Annotated in this window: 19 protein-coding genes; 8 read left to right on the forward strand and 11 right to left on the reverse strand. The window is 67.4% G+C overall.

From position 1 onward, the window contains the following. Positions 1–3: 3 nt before the first annotated feature. The 3 genes from ACW17W_RS12090 (at position 4) to ACW17W_RS12100 (ending at position 1,834) form a co-directional block, all read left to right on the forward strand. A complete protein-coding gene (locus ACW17W_RS12090) occupies positions 4–414 on the forward strand; it encodes a DUF5990 family protein (protein WP_492077158.1) in 411 nt (136 codons plus the stop codon). A 208-nt stretch (positions 415–622) separates the two neighbouring features. Next, entirely contained in the window at positions 623–1,588 is a 966-nt protein-coding gene (locus tag ACW17W_RS12095; protein ID WP_492077159.1) for a sulfite exporter TauE/SafE family protein, read from the forward strand. A 108-nt stretch (positions 1,589–1,696) separates the two neighbouring features. Further along, on the forward strand, positions 1,697–1,834 hold the full coding sequence (locus ACW17W_RS12100; protein WP_492077160.1) for a hypothetical protein: 138 nt from the start codon (positions 1,697–1,699) through the stop codon (positions 1,832–1,834). A gap of 249 nt (positions 1,835–2,083) precedes the next feature. On the opposite strand, the gene ACW17W_RS12105 is transcribed toward ACW17W_RS12100, so the two are convergent. Further along, entirely contained in the window at positions 2,084–2,743 is a 660-nt protein-coding gene (locus ACW17W_RS12105; protein WP_492077161.1) for a hypothetical protein, read from the reverse strand. Positions 2,744–2,881: 138 nt separating this feature from the next. Between ACW17W_RS12105 and rpmG the strand changes: the two genes are divergently transcribed. Beyond that, positions 2,882–3,049, forward strand: a complete 168-nt coding sequence (gene rpmG, locus ACW17W_RS12110) for a 50S ribosomal protein L33 (RefSeq protein WP_492077162.1) — start codon at positions 2,882–2,884, stop codon at positions 3,047–3,049. 289 nt (positions 3,050–3,338) lie between these two features. On the opposite strand, the gene ACW17W_RS12115 is transcribed toward rpmG, so the two are convergent. Continuing rightward, complete coding sequence (locus ACW17W_RS12115) at positions 3,339–4,700, reverse strand: PleD family two-component system response regulator (protein ID WP_492077163.1); 1,362 nt, start codon at positions 4,698–4,700, stop codon at positions 3,339–3,341. 4 nt (positions 4,701–4,704) lie between these two features. Beyond that, positions 4,705–5,088, reverse strand: coding sequence for a response regulator (locus ACW17W_RS12120; RefSeq protein ID WP_492077164.1), 384 nt, complete (start codon positions 5,086–5,088; stop codon positions 4,705–4,707). 148 nt (positions 5,089–5,236) lie between these two features. On the opposite strand from ACW17W_RS12120, the gene ACW17W_RS12125 reads away from it, so the two are divergent. Next, positions 5,237–6,499, forward strand: coding sequence for a DNA polymerase IV (locus tag ACW17W_RS12125; protein WP_492080317.1), 1,263 nt, complete (start codon positions 5,237–5,239; stop codon positions 6,497–6,499). A 171-nt stretch (positions 6,500–6,670) separates the two neighbouring features. Continuing rightward, positions 6,671–7,411 carry a polysaccharide deacetylase family protein gene (locus tag ACW17W_RS12130; protein ID WP_492077165.1) on the forward strand — a complete coding sequence of 247 codons (741 nt, stop codon included), beginning with the start codon at positions 6,671–6,673 and terminating at the stop codon, positions 7,409–7,411. A 1-nt stretch (position 7,412) separates the two neighbouring features. On the opposite strand, the gene ACW17W_RS12135 is transcribed toward ACW17W_RS12130, so the two are convergent. Continuing rightward, entirely contained in the window at positions 7,413–8,330 is a 918-nt protein-coding gene (locus ACW17W_RS12135; RefSeq protein WP_492077166.1) for a hypothetical protein, read from the reverse strand. A 90-nt stretch (positions 8,331–8,420) separates the two neighbouring features. Between ACW17W_RS12135 and ACW17W_RS12140 the strand changes: the two genes are divergently transcribed. Together ACW17W_RS12140 and ACW17W_RS12145 are read left to right on the forward strand one after the other, a co-directional pair. After that, positions 8,421–8,879: a RidA family protein gene (locus ACW17W_RS12140; protein WP_492077167.1), complete on the forward strand. Its 459-nt coding sequence runs from the start codon at positions 8,421–8,423 to the stop codon at positions 8,877–8,879. A gap of 166 nt (positions 8,880–9,045) precedes the next feature. Continuing rightward, on the forward strand, positions 9,046–10,203 hold the full coding sequence (locus ACW17W_RS12145) for a GNAT family N-acetyltransferase (protein WP_492077168.1): 1,158 nt from the start codon (positions 9,046–9,048) through the stop codon (positions 10,201–10,203). A 181-nt stretch (positions 10,204–10,384) separates the two neighbouring features. Here the strand turns inward: ACW17W_RS12145 and ACW17W_RS12150 are convergent, their stop codons facing one another. The 7 genes from ACW17W_RS12150 to crcB form a co-directional block, all read right to left on the reverse strand. Then, a complete protein-coding gene (locus tag ACW17W_RS12150; RefSeq protein ID WP_492077169.1) occupies positions 10,385–10,663 on the reverse strand; it encodes a transcriptional regulator in 279 nt (92 codons plus the stop codon). 11 nt (positions 10,664–10,674) lie between these two features. Further along, entirely contained in the window at positions 10,675–11,136 is a 462-nt protein-coding gene (locus tag ACW17W_RS12155; protein WP_492077170.1) for a hypothetical protein, read from the reverse strand. Positions 11,137–11,390: 254 nt separating this feature from the next. Next, the gene (locus ACW17W_RS12160; protein ID WP_492077171.1) at positions 11,391–12,368 is read right to left on the reverse strand and encodes an AraC family transcriptional regulator; all 978 of its coding nucleotides are present in this window, start codon (positions 12,366–12,368) and stop codon (positions 11,391–11,393) included. Positions 12,369–12,585: 217 nt separating this feature from the next. Continuing rightward, positions 12,586–13,347 (reverse strand): ATP12 family chaperone protein, encoded by a 762-nt coding sequence (locus ACW17W_RS12165; protein ID WP_492077172.1) that lies wholly within the window; start codon positions 13,345–13,347, stop codon positions 12,586–12,588. Continuing rightward, a complete protein-coding gene (locus ACW17W_RS12170) occupies positions 13,344–14,027 on the reverse strand; it encodes an HAD-IA family hydrolase (RefSeq protein WP_492077173.1) in 684 nt (227 codons plus the stop codon). Before ACW17W_RS12170 ends, ACW17W_RS12165 begins: the two co-directional genes overlap by 4 nt. 142 nt (positions 14,028–14,169) lie before the next feature. Then, positions 14,170–15,207 (reverse strand): RluA family pseudouridine synthase, encoded by a 1,038-nt coding sequence (locus ACW17W_RS12175; RefSeq protein WP_492077174.1) that lies wholly within the window; start codon positions 15,205–15,207, stop codon positions 14,170–14,172. Next, entirely contained in the window at positions 15,204–15,599 is a 396-nt protein-coding gene (gene crcB, locus ACW17W_RS12180; protein WP_492077175.1) for a fluoride efflux transporter CrcB, read from the reverse strand. The genes ACW17W_RS12175 and crcB overlap by 4 nt, the downstream gene beginning before the upstream one ends. Positions 15,600–15,715: the final 116 nt, after the last annotated feature.

The following is a 15,715-nucleotide window of genomic DNA, read 5'->3' on the forward strand; positions in this document are numbered from 1 at the left end:
GCCATGGCCGATACGCCCATCACCCTGCGTCTGACGATCGCCGATCCGGTTCCGGGCGTCCGCTACAGCCTGCAGAAGGACGACGCCCCCCATGAGCCGGTGACGGCGACGGAGACGCCCCTGTCGTTCGAGGCGCCGATCCGGCTGGCGGACGACAACCGGATGCTGGGCCCCTTCGTGCGGCGCGAGGGCAAGGACCGCCGCTTCGTCTACATCCGCATCGGCACATCCGCCGGCGACCATGCCTGCGTATGGTCCCGCCGGGCCAAGATCGACATCCACGACATCCCGCCCGCCCTCCTGGACCGGGCGCGCGCCGGCGCGGTGCTGGAGGTGGTTCTGCCCGGCAGGGGCAAGGACGGCACGCCCGCCTGCGCCACGGTGCGGCCGCTGCAGGGGTGGAAGGCGGTCTAGGAACTGGCCCGCGACCGGACGGTCTTCGACACCGACGGCTGGCCCGCACCGGCCGGGGAATCTTGGCTCAAACCGCAATCTGCAACCGGGCCCTGACCGGATGAACGTCCCGATTGCGCAGAAGCCCCGGTATGTTAGCGTTCCCACGAGTGAAGTGGCGGGGCCGATGTTTTTTGATAGTCGCATCTTCCGGCGTTGGTATGTCGGCATGATGCTCTTGTGGGTCGCCCTGTTCGCGACGTTCAACAGCATCCCGTTCCTGATCGAGCACTGGTATTACCCGGCCATCATGGTGCTGGGCGCCTTTGTGGCGGGCCTGACGCCTGAGGGCGGCGGAGCCGTGGCCTTCCCCGTGCTCAGCGTGTTTCTCGACATCGATCGGGGGATGGCGCGGGACTTCAGCCTGATGATCCAGAGCGTGGGCATGACCAGCGCCAGCATCTGGATCCTGTCCCGCAAACAGAACCGCCTGGCCTCCTACGCGCCGGTGCTGTGGTACGTTCCGGTCGCCTTCCTGGGCTTCGTGTTCGGGATGAACGTGATGCAGGGCATTCCGGTCTATATCATCCAGGCCCTGTTTCTCAGCCTGATCATGACCTTCGCCCTGGCCTATATCGCCAGCAAACACCGGGGGCACCGGGACAGGCTGCCGAACACGGGCCGCCTCGACAAACTGATGCTGGCCGCGATTCTCTTTGCGGGCGGCGTCTGCGCCAGCCTGTTCGGCACGGGCGCCGACATCGTCCTGTACACCCTGCTGGTCACCCGTTTCCGGATGGATGAGAAGATCGCCACCCACCAGAGCATCATGGTGATGGCGGCCATCAGCGTCCTGGGCTACGGCTATCGCGCCTTCTGGGATCAGGGGATCACGGACTATCAGGTTCGGACGTGGCTGTGCGCCTATCCGGTCGTTCTCCTCATGGCCCCGCTCGGAAGCTATGTGCTCAGCAGGCTCAAGATCGACTGGATGCTGAGGGGGATTGTGGCGCTCAACATCTTTCAGATGGTCTATTTCAACCTCAAGGCTCCGACGCCCGAGAAAATCACCTGTTCGCTCGGCTTTTCCGCCGTCCTGTTCGCCGTGTTCTGGTTCACGCTCGCCCATATGGTCCGCTCCGGACAGCAGGGCATTGGCGAGGCGATGACAACGCCGGTGGAACCGGCAGGGTGACCTTGTCCGCAGCATCGGGACGGGCTGTTGTCGACCCGATCGGGCGGTTCGCCGCCATTCCCGAGCCAAAGGCCTGCGGCCTCCCCATTCCATGCCTGTAGTCGCCGGATGGGACTCCTGACCTTCAGCCTCAACCTCACCCTGGACGGCTGCGTCGATCATCAGGCGGGGATCGCTGACGACGAGACGCACGCCTTCTTCACCCGACTGATGGACGAGGCCCGACCCTGTATCAGGGCGGCCTGAATCGTGGCGGGCTGTCCGACCCTCGATTGCTGGAGCTGATCTCGGCACGGCCGTTCCGCAACGGCGCGATCGCCCTGCACTACCGGCGTCAGGCCTGAAGCGGGATCGCGCGACTGGCTGTCGCCTGCGCCGCCTTCCGGCTCCGCCACGGGCCCAACCCTTCCGTCATCCTCGCCCTTGTGGCGAGGATCCAGACTCCCGGTCGTGCAGATGGGTCAACGTGTCGAGGCGATGGAATGGACGTCTGGGTCAAACCCTGATCGTCGGTGTTTCTGGATCCTCGCCACAAGGGCGAGGATGACGAGGTGGGGATGTGGAGCAATGCGACCCCTGGTCCGCCAGCGGCTTCGTCAGGTCGAACTCCACCCGCATGAACCGGCCGCCGGGGCGGCGCAGCTCATAGGCGAACATCCGGCCCGGGTGGACCTCCACGGCCCAGACATTGGTGGTCGAGACCCCGGCGCCGCCGGCGATGAACTGGTCGATGGACTCCTGGTCCACCGGGAACTCCTGCCGTTCGGCCGAGCCGGCGTTCGCCGTGTCGCCGCCGTACATATGATAGCCGTGGATCACCCCGGCCGGATCGCGGTGGTCGTGCTTTAGCCTGAGACCCGCCTCGGTGCGGGTGATGATCCAGCGGCGCGAGCGGTCTTCGCCCACCGCGAAGGGGATGCCCACTTCGCCGGCGGCGCAGTCACGGACCTGCATGACCAGACGGCTCTTGCGGAAGTCGTCGTCGGCGGCGTCGGTCGTGACCACCCGCCCCTCGAACGACTGGCCGCACAGGGCGTTCAAACGGGCGAGGAAGGTGTCCTGGGGCGTTTCGGCGCCGGACGACAGGCCCGGCGCAGAGGCGCAGGCGGAGAGGGCCAGGGCGGCGACGCCGACGATCACGGGTGCGATTTTCATCACGACAGCCTAGAAGCAAACGCGCTGCGCTCAATGCGGCGTCATGTTCCTGTCCGGGGCCGTTGACTTTGGGGCGGTCCTGAGTATGTTCCGCGCCTCTTATTTTAAGCGGCTTTCGCCGTCGCAGAGGTAATTCCGATGGCCAAACCGGCTTCAATCAAGATCCGCCTGAACTCCACGGCCGACACCGGCTTCTTCTATGTCACCAAGAAGAACGCCCGCACGATGACCGAAAAAATGCTGGTCAATAAATATGACCCGGTCGTCAAGAAGCACGTGCCGTTCAAGGAAGGCAAGATCAAGTAAGACCCTGGAATCTCGTCTTCCCCGGACAACGGGCGAAGCGAGGTCGATCCGAGGATCAGAACGCCCGGTCAGGAATGGCCGGGCGTTTTTCGTTGCCTCCCGGGTGTGCAGCGTTCGCGCCTCGCCAGGCGATCCTGCGATGACGACCCGGTTCATCACAACGGTCACAGCGATGACGCAACGGACACCACGAGGCCGAGACCTTGATCCCGCCGTGATCGTTGTGAATTCGTTGTGGTCGCCGTGATGAACCCAGCTGGCCGGACACGCGCTATCGCGGGAAACGAGATCAGGCGGCGCGGGCGATGACCCGGTTACGCCCGCGCGACTTGGCCTCATAGACGCCTTCATCGGCCCGCTTCAGCAGGGCCTCGGGGCTGTCGCCCTGGCCGGTGGAGGCGGCGACCCCCACCGAGGCCGTAATCGAGATATGTTCGCTGCCCATGACGCGGAACGGCGCCGCGGCGACGTCGCGACGGATTCGGTCGGCGATCAGCAGCGCGTCCTCCAGCCGGGTGTCGGGCATGACAACGACGAATTCCTCGCCCCCGATCCGGCACGGCAGGTCGACCGCGCGGACATTGGTGGCCAGGCGGACGGCGAACTCGGTCAGGACCTCATCGCCCGCATCGTGGCCGAAGCCGTCATTGACCGCCTTGAAGTGATCGATGTCGATCATCAGCACGGCCACTGCTCCGCCGCCCCGATTGGAGCCCCGCACGAAATCCGCCAGCTGGCCCGCCATGTAACGGCGATTGTGCAGGCCGGTCAGGGCGTCGGTGACGGCCATCTCCAGACTGTAGTCCAGCTTCTGGCGCAGGAAGTCGGCATAGCGTTTGCGCTTCACTTGGGTCCGGGCGCGGGCCGCCAGTTCCTCGGGGTCCACGGGGCGCGGCAGGATGTCATTGACGCCCAGATCCAGCGCCTTCAGCAACCGGGGACGGTCCGCCGGATCCACCACCGCCAGGATCGGCAAGGCGCGCGTCGCCTCGGCCGAGCGGATATGGGCGATCAACCGCAGTCCGTCGAAGCTGTCGGCCGACACATTGACGATCATGAGATCCAGCGGGCCGGCAGCGGCGCGCCGGGCGGCCTCGACATCGGTCTCGACCGTCGCCCGGTGTTCACGGGCCAGTTCGGTCAGGATCTTGTCGGACTGACGGGCATTGTCATCGACCACCAGAACCCGGCCCCCGGCCGCGCGCAGTCGGCTGGCGCCGTCCGTGGTGACGCCGAGACGCCGGCCGCTTTCCTCGCGCTCGCGCAGCTCGTCCATCACCAGTTTCAGCCGCACCAGCGACTTGACCCGGGCGAACAGGATGACGTCGTCCAGCGGCTTGGTGACGAAGTCGTCAGCGCCGGCCTCCAGTCCCTTGATCCGGTCCTCACGACCGTCGAGGGCGGTGACCAGCACCACCGGAATATGCCGTGTGGCGGGATCGGCCTTCAGTCGACGACAGGTCTCGAACCCGTCCATGCCCGGCATCATGACGTCCAGCAGGATGATGTCCGGCTGTTCCGTCTCGGCCAGACTCAGGGCCGTCGCCCCGTCGGTGCAGCTGAGGACATCATAGTATTCAATGGTCAGCTTGGCCTCGAGAAGCCGCACATTGGCTTCCACGTCATCGACAACAAGGATGCGTGCGGTCATCGGCCTAGCCCGCCACGACCGGCTGGCCCAGATGCTTGCGCACGGTCTCGAGGAAATGCATCACCGAGATCGGCTTGGAGATATAGGCCTCACAGCCGCCCTGACGGATCCGCTCCTCATCGCCCTTCATGGCGAAGGCGGTGACCGCCACGACCGGGATATGGGCCAGGTCCTCGTCGTCCTTCAGCCATTTGGTCACCTCCAGCCCCGAGATCTCGGGCAGCTGGATATCCATCAGGATCAGGTCGGGACGATGCAGGCGCGCCAGGGCCATGGCCTGCAAACCCTCGCGGGTCTGCAGGGTCTCGTAGCCCTGGGAGTCGAGCAGATCATGAAACAGCTTCATGTTCAGCTCGTTATCCTCCACGATGAGGACTTTCTTGGACATCGTCACCCGGTCTGTTCGCCCTGTCTGGACGGCGCGGCGGCGCCGGAGGGCCTCTGGTCTTCTTCGGATGCAATATGGGCGCGCCAGTCTTAAGTTGGCGTGAAGTCAGGCGCGCTGTCGCGTCGGCATCTGCCTGCGGAGAATGACCCTGGCCATCACGGCCATCTGTCGCGACTGCCTCTGGACCGGCGACGGGACGCCGGCCGGAAACCGCTGCCCGGCCTGCGGCGGCGTGCGGCTGGTTTGCGACGCCGAGCTGGACCAGCTCTCGATCGCCCATCTGGACTGCGACGCCTTCTACGCCTCGGTGGAGAAGCGCGACCGGCCGGAACTGCGCGACCGGCCGGTGATCGTCGGCGGCGGGGTGCGCGGGGTCGTCTCGACCTGCTGCTACATCGCCCGGCTGCATGGGGTGGGCTCAGCCATGCCGATGTTCAAGGCGTTGAAGGCCTGTCCCGACGCCGTGGTGCTGAAGCCGGATTTCTCGAAATATGTCGCCGAGAGCCGTCGCATCTTCGATCTGGTCGGCGAGCTGACGCCTCTGGTCCAGACCCTGTCGCTGGATGAGGCCTGGATCGATCTGTCGGGCACCGAGCGGCTGAACGGCGGCCCCCCGGCCTTCCAGCTGATCCGCCTGCAGAAGCGGATCGAGACCGGGATCGGCCTGACCGTCTCGATCGGCCTGGCCCCCAACCGGTTTCTCGCCAAGATGGCGTCGGAGATGGACAAGCCGCGCGGCTTTTCCGTCGTCAACCGGGCCAACGCCGAGGCGATCCTGGCCCCCCGTTCGGTCCGGACCCTGCCCGGCGTCGGGCCGGTGTTCGGCAAGACCCTGCGCAGCGACGGCTTCGACACCATCGGCGATCTGGCCCGGGCCGATGTCCGCGACCTGGTCAAACGCTATGGCGAGACCGGATTGCGCCTGCATGAGCTCAGCCATGCCCGCGACAGCCGCCCGGTCCGTCCCGACCATGACCGCAAGGGGATGAGCGCCGAGACCACCTTCAACACCGACCTGACGTCGCAACCGGATCTGGAGGCCGAGCTCTGGCCCCTGTGCGAGAAACTGGCCTCCAAGGCGCGCCATGACGGCGTCGCCAGCCGGACGGTGATCCTGAAACTGCGCCGGGCTGATTTCCGCATCGTCACCCGCCGCCAGACCCTGGCCGAGCCCGTCCAGACGGCCCGGGGCCTGTTCGCCGCCGGGCGGGAGTTGCTGAGGCCCGAACTGGGCCGCCCCTATCGCCTGATCGGCATCGGTCTGGCCGATGTGCAGGAGGCGGCCGACGCCCCCTCGGCCCTGTTCGACACGGCCGAGGCCCGCACCCTCAAGACCGAAACCGCCATCGACGCCCTGCGCGCGAAGTTCGGCAAGGGGGCGGTCGTGGCCGGCCGGGCGTTGAAGAAATAGCCCCACCCCGCTCATCCCCGCGAAGGCGGGGACCCAGTGCTTTAGGCGATCGGACTTCAAGGGAAACGACAGACCCTCATCCGGGCGCCCTGCCCCGTAACAAAACTGGGTCCCCGCCTTCGCGGGGATGAGCGGAAGGTGAGATTAACCGGACAGGGCTAGGGTGTTCCCATGAACGCCTTCATCGACAAGATGCGCCGCCGCGCCGGCCGATATCTCGACGTCCGGTCCGAGCCGATCCGGCCGGGGCGCGGCGTGCTGAGCCTGTCGTTCGACGACATCCCGGTCACGGCCTGGACCGAGGCCGGGCCGATCCTGGCCGAACACGAGATCAAGGCGACCTACTATGTCTGCGGCGGCCTGTCGGGCGGGCGCAACATGGACCTGCCCCAGTTCGAGCCGGAACACCTTAAGGCCCTGCACGACGCCGGGCATGAGGTCGGATGCCACACCTATGAGCATGTCTCGACCCTGACCCTGTCGCCGTCGGACCTCGACGCCAGCCTCGCCCGCAACGCCGCCTGGGTCGACGATGTGCTGGGCGGCTACGAGATGACCACCTTCGCCTATCCGTTCGGCGACTGCGCCCTGGGCGCCAAGGCGGTGATTGACCGCCGCTTCCTGTGCGGACGCGGAGTGCGGAACGGGGTCAATACGGGGTCGGTCGACCGCAACCTGTTGCAGGCCATCGGCCTCGAGTCCCGCCGCCTCCCCGGCTATGATCTTGAGGCCTTGGTGGAACAGACCGCCTCGCAAAAGGGCTGGCTGATCGCCTATGGCCATGACGTCATGGACGGCCCGACGCCCTATGGCTGCACGCCCGACGACCTCGACCGGCTGATCCGCCTGGCCAGGGCCGCCGATCTGGACATCCTGCCGGTCGGCGAGGCCTGGCGGCGGGTAACCGCCTAGATCAGGCGGCCTTTTCAGCGCCCGGGACCCGGGTTTCCGCCCACGGGATCAGGGTCGCGCGCGGCCAGGCGACCAGCCACGAACGGGGCAGGTATTCGCCGGATTCGATCATGGCCCGTCGGGTCGGGGAGGTGGCGCCGCAGCGTTGGGAGTGAATCTCGCCCGGCCCCTGATGGATGATGAAGGCGCCGCCCTTCAGCGGGTTAAGCCGCAGATAGGCCAGACGCGGGCTGATCGTCTCCAGCGGCGGATCATAGAACCAGCTCGATCCGATCATCCCGGCCAGTTCCGGACGGCGCTTGCAGATCGCCGCGCCCGAGGCCCAGGCCTCGTCCCAGCCGGCCTCGGTGAAGTCGGCGGTGTGGCGGCTTTCAGTATGGACCTCCAGCCAGGGCTTCTTCCAGCCCTGGGCCTTCATATAGGCGACGGCCTGGGACCAGCCGTAGCCGTCCAGACCGTTCTGCAGCACCTGTCGCGGCCCCATGGGAGAGGACAGGTCGATGGTCTGGGTCCGGGCCCCCGGCACGCTGAGCGCCAGGGTGAAGCGCACGTCCTTGGCCCAGAAGTCGGCGTCATAGGCGCCGGTTTCAGCCGTCAGGAACTCGGCCAGCCGGTCCAGCCAGAATTCATAGTGTTGCGTCACCTCGGGCGGCAGGTCAGCGGCCCGGATACGGTCCGGCAGTTCCAGCGCCCATGTCGCGATCAGGCCGCGCTTCAGGTCGTCCGTCACCGGCCCGTCCTCGGCCAGGGCGGCGTGTGCAGCGTGCGACGGCAGGTCGAAATTCCAGTGGGGCGCGGCCGCCCGGGCCGGGTCCACGGCCTTCACCGAGGCGACATCGATACGATAGAGCTCTCCGGCGTCCAGTCTGTTGCGGACGTCCTGGAAGGCGGCGATCAGAGCGTTAGAGAGCGTTTCCATACCGGCACTATGCCGCATGACCGTTGGCGAACCTTTAAGCGCGCGGCCGGCCGCGCTACATGCGGGGCCACACGTCCTCCGGAGACCGCCATGACCATCGCCGCCCGCCTGTCTGACCTCGGCATCAGCCTGCCTGAGCCGGCCAAGGCCGTCGCCAACTATGTGCCTTACGTCCAGACCGGCAACCTGCTGCACATCTCCGGCCAGCTCTCCAACGACGCCTCGGGCGGCCTGAAGGGCACTGTGGGCGTTGATGTCTCGCCCGAAGACGCCGCCGCCGGCGCCCGCCTGTGCGGCATCAATCTGCTGGCCCAGATCAGCGCCGCCCTCGATGGCGATCTGGAGCGGGTCGTGCGCATCGTCAAACTGGGCGGTTTCGTCCAGGCCGGGCCGGGCTTCACCGCCATCCCCGCCGTCATCAACGGCTGTTCGGACCTGATGGTCGAGGTGTTCGGCGACAAGGGCCGCCACGCCCGCTCGGCCGTCGGCGTCTACCAGCTGCCGCTCGGCTTCGCCGTCGAGGTGGACGCGGTCGTAGAGGTTCGTTGATCAATAGCGCCGTCGCCTCCCCCAACTCCGTCATCCTCGGGCCTGTCCCGAGGATCCAGAAACGCCGTCGCGCCAGTGAGTCGCCGCCGCCGCCGGGAGTCTGGATCCTCGCCACAAGGGCGAGGATGACGGGAGACATGCGGTCATTTTTTCTCACCAGCGGCAAATGCCCGTGAGTGAACCCTTCACCCTCCACGTCCACGACGGGATCGCCGATATCGGCCGGGAGGCCTGGGACGCGTGCGCGGCCCCGACCGGCGATCCCTTCGTCAGCTACGACTTCCTCCACGCCTGCGAGGCCTCGGGCAGCGCTGTCCCGGCCGAGGGCTGGGGTCCGCGTCATCTCAGCCTGCGTGATCCGGAGGGCGGCGTCCTTGGCGTCATGCCCCTTTATCTGAAGGGGCACAGCCAGGGTGAATACGTCTTCGACCACAGCTGGGCGGACGCCTTCCAGCGCGCCGGCGGGCGCTACTATCCCAAACTGCTCGGCGCCGTGCCCTTCACCCCCGCCACCGGGCCGAGGTTCCTGAGCCATCCCGACACCGACGCCGCCACGGTGAGGGAGGCGCTGGTTCAGGGCGCCCTGACCCTGGTCGAGCGGCTGGGCGTCTCGTCCCTGCACGTCAACTTCCCCACCGAAGCCGAATGGCGCGCCATGGGCGAGGCCGGGATGCTGCTGCGTCAGGACATGCAGTTCATCTGGCGCAACGACGGCTATCGGACCTTTGACGACTTCCTGAACGCCCTGTCGTCCAACCGGCGCAAGACCATCCGGCGCGAGCGGCGCGAGGCCAACGCCGGGCTGGATATCCGCGTCCTGACCGGAGCGGAGATCACGGAGGCCCACTGGGACGCCTTCTTCGAATTCTACATGGACACCGGATCGCGGAAATGGGGCCGGCCCTATCTGACGCGGGGGTATTTCTCGATGATAGGCCAGACCATGGCCGACCGGATCGCCCTGGTCATGGCGTTCCGCGAGGGGGCGCCGATCGCCGGGGCGTTGAACTTCATCGGCCGTGACGCCCTGTACGGCCGCCAGTGGGGGACGCTGGACGAGGTCCCCTTCCTGCATTTCGAGCTCTGCTATTACCGCGCCATCGAATTCGCCATCGAACGCGGCCTGTCCCGCGTCGAGGCGGGGGCGCAGGGCGAGCACAAGATCGCCCGCGGCTACCTGCCCTCCCCCGTCTATTCCGCCCATTTCATCGCCCATCCCGGCCTGCGCGACGCGGTGGCGCAGTATCTCGACCAGGAACGGCCGGGGGTGGCGGCCGAGATCGAGGCGATGACGGCGGAGCTGTCGCCTTATCGGGCGGGGTAGGATCCATCGATAGTTAGGTCACCTTCGCCGTCATTCCGGGGCCGCGAAGCGGAACCCGGAACCCAGGGGACGGTCCCGATCTCGAAACGCTTGAAACGTTTGCGCCGTAGTCCTGGGTTCCGGGTTCTTCGCTGCGCTCAGCCCCGGAATGACGGACCAAAGATCTGAGAGTCGATTGAACCTACCCCACCCCCGCCAGCCGGGTCAGTTCGGCGACATGGGCCTTGAAGGCCGCGCGGCCCGCCGTCGTCAGGCTCAGCCAGGTGCGCTGGCGTCCCGCCGCCGCCAGCTTGGAGACGGCGACATAGCCCGCCTCCTCCAGCTGTTTCACATGTTTGGACATGACCGAGTCCGACACGGCGATGGCGTCGCGGACCATGGCGAACTCGGCGTCGTCGACGCTGGACAGGATGGCGCAGATCTGGAGCCGGCCGGGCGCGTGGATGACAGGATCGAACACAGGCGCCCGCTTCAACGCACCGCCTCCGACATCTCCTTGCGCCACACGCGCATCCACAAACGGCCGGCGAAGGCGGCGGCGACCCAGCCGATGGCGCCGGACACCAGGAACAGCCACCAGGGCCCGACATAACGGCCGTAGAGCGACAGGCCGACCAGGGCGAGGAACACCCCGGCCAGACCGAAGGCCACCCATCGCGCCCGCTTCGGCGAATAGCCGTTGACCCACCATCCGACCCGCTTGCGCCACCACATGATCATCACGGCCAGACCGGCCATGGCGATCGGCAGGGCGATGAACGACCACGGGCTGGGCATCCCCTGCCCGGCGACCAGCAGGGCGCAGACGCCGCCATAGGCGATGTCATAGCCGACCGGATAGTCGGCGTTCTGAACGACCTTGCTGCGCGCCGCCTGTATCGCGGCAAGGGCGTCGTGGGGGTTCGGGTCTTTCGGATCAGGGTCATGCGTCATGGGATCCTCACTTTCCAATACGGAAAGAATAGCATCAGTTTCCATGATGGCAAGTCATCATTTTCCAGATTGGAAAATCATCTTCATAGCCGGGCGGTCACCACCCCCTCCTTCATCCTCGCCCTGAAATGAGGGGGATACACCGATGCTGGCAAAAGGCGGCCACCGTCGCTGACGGCGGACACGGTGATCGTCTTCAAGGTGGGGAGCGACGCCGAAGCGCACGCTCCCCGGCGGAGGGCCGTCCGGATCGGCTACTGGATCGGCAGGAAGATGTCCGTGACGGCCTCTTGCTCGGGCACGTCGGGGAAGAAGCTGACGCGCTGGGCGAACATCGGGAAGTCGCGCGGCTCGCGCCCGCTCCTGGGCAGCCATTGGCCGTAGAGCCAGGTCGCCGTAGCGCGAAGGTCATCGCTGCCACCAACCTGGCGCAACACCGCGCAGCGTCCCCCCGGGATGATCCCCGCGACCACGCCCTGGTCGTTTGGCGCGATGGTCCGGTCGGTCGCGGCGCACAGCTCCACCCGATTGAGTTCGGCCGATGGGTCGTGCGGATCGGGGTGGAAGATGTTGAAGGTAGCACTGGCCTTCGGCGGCAGGCCGGCGGCCTTTCGCCAGGTGATGAAGCGGCGAATGGTGTCGCCGATCAGGGCAGGATCGCCGCGATGCGCCATCAGCGCCACGGCGGTTTCCGGGAAGTCGACAACGCGGACGTCGGCGTCGGTAAAAGTCGATGACATGGTCTTGCTCCTGGCTTGGGTGAGCGGCGCGTTGGCCGCGAGCCAAGGGCTCCATCGGGGCTCTCTTCTAAAGCCGGTCGGGCTCTGGTCGAAATGACGCCGGAAGGCGCGACTGAACGCCTCCGGTCCCTCGTAGCCGCTGTCGAGCGCGATCTCCAGCACGCCGCAACCGTCGCGAAAAGCCAGCCTGTAGGAGGCCCGCTTCAGACGCGCGAGTTGCACGTACCGGCCAACGCTGATCCCGAACAGCGAAGAGAACTGCCGCTGGAAATGGTGCTTGGAGAACGCGGCGACGTCACTGAGCACCTCCACGCTCAGATCTTTCTCCAGATGTCCGTCAATAAAGACGAGCACCCGGCGCATCCGAGCATGATAGTTATCGATGACACTCCGGCCCATCCGCACCTCCTTGGCACGGACAGCGATAAAGGTCAGGCCGCTGGTGAACCTGACCGAAGATGCCAAGCTGCAGAACGCCCGAAACGCGGCCATGCACAGGCATCATGCGGGCGCCGATCCGGCCCCTCAGATCGCCACCGCCAGGAACTGTCGATCTTGGTGAACACTCGCCCTTGTGGCGAGGATCCAGAAACACCCTCGTCAAATGGGGCGACGGCTGGATCAACGGCCTGCGCGAGACGCGCCCGACCGAGAGTCTGGATCCTCGCCACAAGGGCGAGGATGACGGGGGTGGTTTTCGAGTCGACCCCTAGCCTTCCAGCGCCCTGAACCACTGGTCCAGCAGAGCAGCCTCGGCGCGGCGCGCAGCGGTGCGGGCCTCCGCCTCGGCGTCGACGCCCCACTGGCTTTCCTGATGGGCCTCGTCGAGGCGGGACAGGTCGAAGGCGGCCTCTCCGCTCAGGGCGCCGCGCTGGACCGCCAGCCCCAGCACCGCCGAGCCGAACAGGGGGACGGCCGTGGCCAGGGCCGTCAGGGCGAAGACGTCGAGCTCCAGCGCCAGCGCCTTGACCCGCGCCAGGGCGGCCGGGTCCTGGGCCCGGTGGGTCAGGCCGTCCGCCACGGCCAGCGGCGCGCCCAGTTCAACGGCCCAGTCCCGCCACGGTCCCCATTCGCGCGCCTGACGCTCGACCAGCGATGTCGGGTGATCGGCGGGATAGCAAATCAGGTCCGTCCCGGCATAGGCGGCGATCTCGTCGGCCACGGCGTCCCGCGCCTGTTCGATCCGGTCGAGAGCGGTGGCGGCCAGCCGGGTGGCGGGCATGGTTGCGGGGATCAGGAACTCGCCCTGGGCCGCCCATTCGTCGGCGACCATGTGGGCGACGGCCTCGGTCGGCAGGTCATAGGGCGCCCCGGCCGGCGTCTTCGGGGCGCGGCCGTCCAGCCGGACGCGCCATCGGCCGTCCGCCTCGGCGATATCGACCGTGGTCCAGAAACGCTTCAGCCGGTCCTCGGCCTCGCGGAAGCCCTTGCGGGCGGCGACCATGGGATCAAGCGGCGGGATGTGGCTCATGACCGTTCCAGTGCGCGGCTGTCGGCGAACGCCGCCAGCGCCGCCTCCAGATCAGAGAAATCGGCGGCGACGTGGCGCACCCCCTCGGCGCGCTGTTCCTCGACCGTATGGAAGCCCCAGCTGACGCCGACAGCCGCAATCCCGGCATTGCGGGCCATCCGGGCGTCGTGGGCGGTGTCGCCGATCATGATGGCGCGTTCGGGCCGGGCTTCGCAGGCCTTCAGCGCGGCAAACAGCATGGAGGGATCCGGCTTGCCCGGGCCGTCATCGGCGCAGTGGCTGGACAGGAACAGGTCGGCCCAGCCCTCGCGCGCCAGATTGCGTCCGACGCCCTTGCGGTTCTGGCCCGTCGCCAGGGCCAGCCGCCAGCCGTCGCGGTGCAGCCGCCTAAGATGGTCCAGCGCCCCGTCATACAGCGGCTCCTGATAACCCTCGGCGTGCATGCGGGCGAAACTGGCGCGGAAGCCGGCGACGAAATCGGCCAGGGTCGGGTCGTCCAGATCCGGCTCCAGCGTCCGCATCGCCTCGTCCAGCGACAGGCCGACGATCCGGCGCACCCGGTCATACTCCGGCTCGGGCAGGCCGATCCCGCGCGCCGCATCGCACGCCGCCCGGAAGATCGACGCCCGGCTGTCCACCAGGGTCCCGTCGATGTCGAAGATGGCGAGGGGTCTGCTCATACTCCTCCCCCGTTGGGGGAGGTGGCGCGGCGCGCCTTCGCGCCGTGACGGAGGGGGCCCACCGCAAGCACTGCGTCTGGGGCCGGCCCCCTCCACCGCTTCGCGGTCCCCCTCCCCCAATGGGGGAGGAATATGCGCGCCTTCATCTCATCCTCTTCACGCCTGCGAACGGATCGTGGTCCGCCTCCCGCTCGTCGAAGCCGAAATGGTTGAACCCCGCCTTCATCTCGGGACTCAGCGGCGCCTCGACGATCAGGGTCCCGCCGCGCGGGTGGTCCAGTTCGATGCGGCGGGCGTGGAGTTGCAACCGCAGCGGGCCGCTCAGTTCCTTCGACTTCTCGTCGCCGTATTTCGGATCGCCCAGAATGGGATGACCGATCCCCTTCATATGGGCCCTCAACTGGTGGGTCCGCCCGGTGAAGGGACGCAGGGCCATCCAGGCGGCGCGCTGACCGGCATGGCTGATCATGGCGAAGGCGGTCTCGGCCGGTTCGGCGCCCGGTTCCTTGCGGTCGGCCGGACGCATGATCTCATAGTCGTTGATGCCCGACTTCTTCAGCGCCATGTCGATCTGGCCGGCGGTCGGCTTGGGCATGCCGTAGACGATGGCCCAGTAGGTCTTCTTGGCCTGACGCCGGGCGAAGGCGCCGGCCAGTCGCTTGGCCGCCTCCGGCCCCTTGCCGAGCAGCAGGACGCCGGAGGTGTCGCGGTCGAGCCGGTGCACCAGACGCGGCCGCTCCAGCCCCTCCCCCCAGGCCGACAGCAGGCGGTCGACGTGGCGGCTGGTCTTGGTGCCCCCCTGCACCGCCAGCCCGTGCGGCTTGTTCAGGGCGATGACCAGATCGTCCTCATAGAGCACGAGGGATTTGGCGAAGGCGATGTCGCGCTCGCTGAGGGTATGCAGGTCGCCGGCCTGGCGCGAGGTGTCGTCGGGGATCGGCGGCACGCGGACGGCGGCGCCGGCGGTCAGCCGGCCCTCGGGCTTGATGCGGGCGCCGTCGACGCGGATCTGGCCGCTGCGGGCCATCTTCTGGACCTGGATGTTGGACAGGTGCGGCCAGCGGCGGCGGAACCAGCGATCCAGCCGGATGCCGTCCTCGGCCTCGGCGACATAGAGGGTCTGGACCTGACGGACGGAGGCGGCTTCGGTCTCGGGCCCGGCTTCGGGGTCGTCGCTCATGCGCCGGCTCCGAACAGACGTCGGGCGACCATCAGGCCGAGGAACAGGGCGGCGACGGCGGCGACGACCGAGACGCCGACATAGGCGGCGGCGGGCCCGTAACGACCGCGTTCCAGCATCATCGCCGTCTCCAGCGAGAAGGCGGAAAAGGTGGTGAAGCCGCCCAGCACGCCCACGGCCGCGAACAGCCGGACCTGCTCCTGATCCGCCCCGCCGCGATGGGCCAGCCAGCCGGTCAGCAGACCCATCAGCAGGCCGCCCAGCAGGTTGGCCGTCATTGTCGCCCAGGGCCAGGCCATGCCGGGGGCGAGCCGCCCGTAGGCTATGCCAAGGCTGTAGCGCGCCGTCGCGCCGATCGCGCCGCCGAAGGCGACCAGAAGAAATCGTGTCATCGCGGCCTCATACAGGCTTCCAGCCTGTTCGGCGACCTGAACGCATTGTCATTTGCGCTGACGCTCCGCGCCTGTCACTTCGCCTGTTGAGAGAACGGCGCGCGGCGAAGCATCCG

This window comes from Brevundimonas sp. FV1ye29L, assembly GCF_058681095.1.

What these genes read in the sequence shown, in the direction of transcription:
- ACW17W_RS12120 (WP_492077164.1), bottom strand. Translation starts at nt 5,088, where the DNA reads ATGTCCAAGAAAGTCCTCATCGTGGAGGATAACGAGCTGAACATGAAG.
- ACW17W_RS12170 (WP_492077173.1), bottom strand. Translation starts at nt 14,027, where the DNA reads ATGAGCAGACCCCTCGCCATCTTCGACATCGACGGGACCCTGGTGGAC.
- ACW17W_RS12115 (WP_492077163.1), bottom strand. Translation starts at nt 4,700, where the DNA reads ATGACCGCACGCATCCTTGTTGTCGATGACGTGGAAGCCAATGTGCGG.
- ACW17W_RS12160 (WP_492077171.1), bottom strand. Translation starts at nt 12,368, where the DNA reads ATGGCCGCGTTTCGGGCGTTCTGCAGCTTGGCATCTTCGGTCAGGTTC.
- ACW17W_RS12130 (WP_492077165.1), top strand. Translation starts at nt 6,671, where the DNA reads ATGAACGCCTTCATCGACAAGATGCGCCGCCGCGCCGGCCGATATCTC.
- ACW17W_RS12100 (WP_492077160.1), top strand. Translation starts at nt 1,697, where the DNA reads ATGGGACTCCTGACCTTCAGCCTCAACCTCACCCTGGACGGCTGCGTC.
- ACW17W_RS12095 (WP_492077159.1), top strand. Translation starts at nt 623, where the DNA reads ATGATGCTCTTGTGGGTCGCCCTGTTCGCGACGTTCAACAGCATCCCG.
- ACW17W_RS12155 (WP_492077170.1), bottom strand. Translation starts at nt 11,136, where the DNA reads ATGACGCATGACCCTGATCCGAAAGACCCGAACCCCCACGACGCCCTT.
- ACW17W_RS12140 (WP_492077167.1), top strand. Translation starts at nt 8,421, where the DNA reads ATGACCATCGCCGCCCGCCTGTCTGACCTCGGCATCAGCCTGCCTGAG.
- rpmG (WP_492077162.1), top strand. Translation starts at nt 2,882, where the DNA reads ATGGCCAAACCGGCTTCAATCAAGATCCGCCTGAACTCCACGGCCGAC.
- ACW17W_RS12105 (WP_492077161.1), bottom strand. Translation starts at nt 2,743, where the DNA reads ATGAAAATCGCACCCGTGATCGTCGGCGTCGCCGCCCTGGCCCTCTCC.
- ACW17W_RS12165 (WP_492077172.1), bottom strand. Translation starts at nt 13,347, where the DNA reads ATGAGCCACATCCCGCCGCTTGATCCCATGGTCGCCGCCCGCAAGGGC.
- ACW17W_RS12090 (WP_492077158.1), top strand. Translation starts at nt 4, where the DNA reads ATGGCCGATACGCCCATCACCCTGCGTCTGACGATCGCCGATCCGGTT.
- crcB (WP_492077175.1), bottom strand. Translation starts at nt 15,599, where the DNA reads ATGACACGATTTCTTCTGGTCGCCTTCGGCGGCGCGATCGGCGCGACG.
- ACW17W_RS12175 (WP_492077174.1), bottom strand. Translation starts at nt 15,207, where the DNA reads ATGAGCGACGACCCCGAAGCCGGGCCCGAGACCGAAGCCGCCTCCGTC.
- ACW17W_RS12135 (WP_492077166.1), bottom strand. Translation starts at nt 8,330, where the DNA reads ATGGAAACGCTCTCTAACGCTCTGATCGCCGCCTTCCAGGACGTCCGC.
- ACW17W_RS12145 (WP_492077168.1), top strand. Translation starts at nt 9,046, where the DNA reads ATGCCCGTGAGTGAACCCTTCACCCTCCACGTCCACGACGGGATCGCC.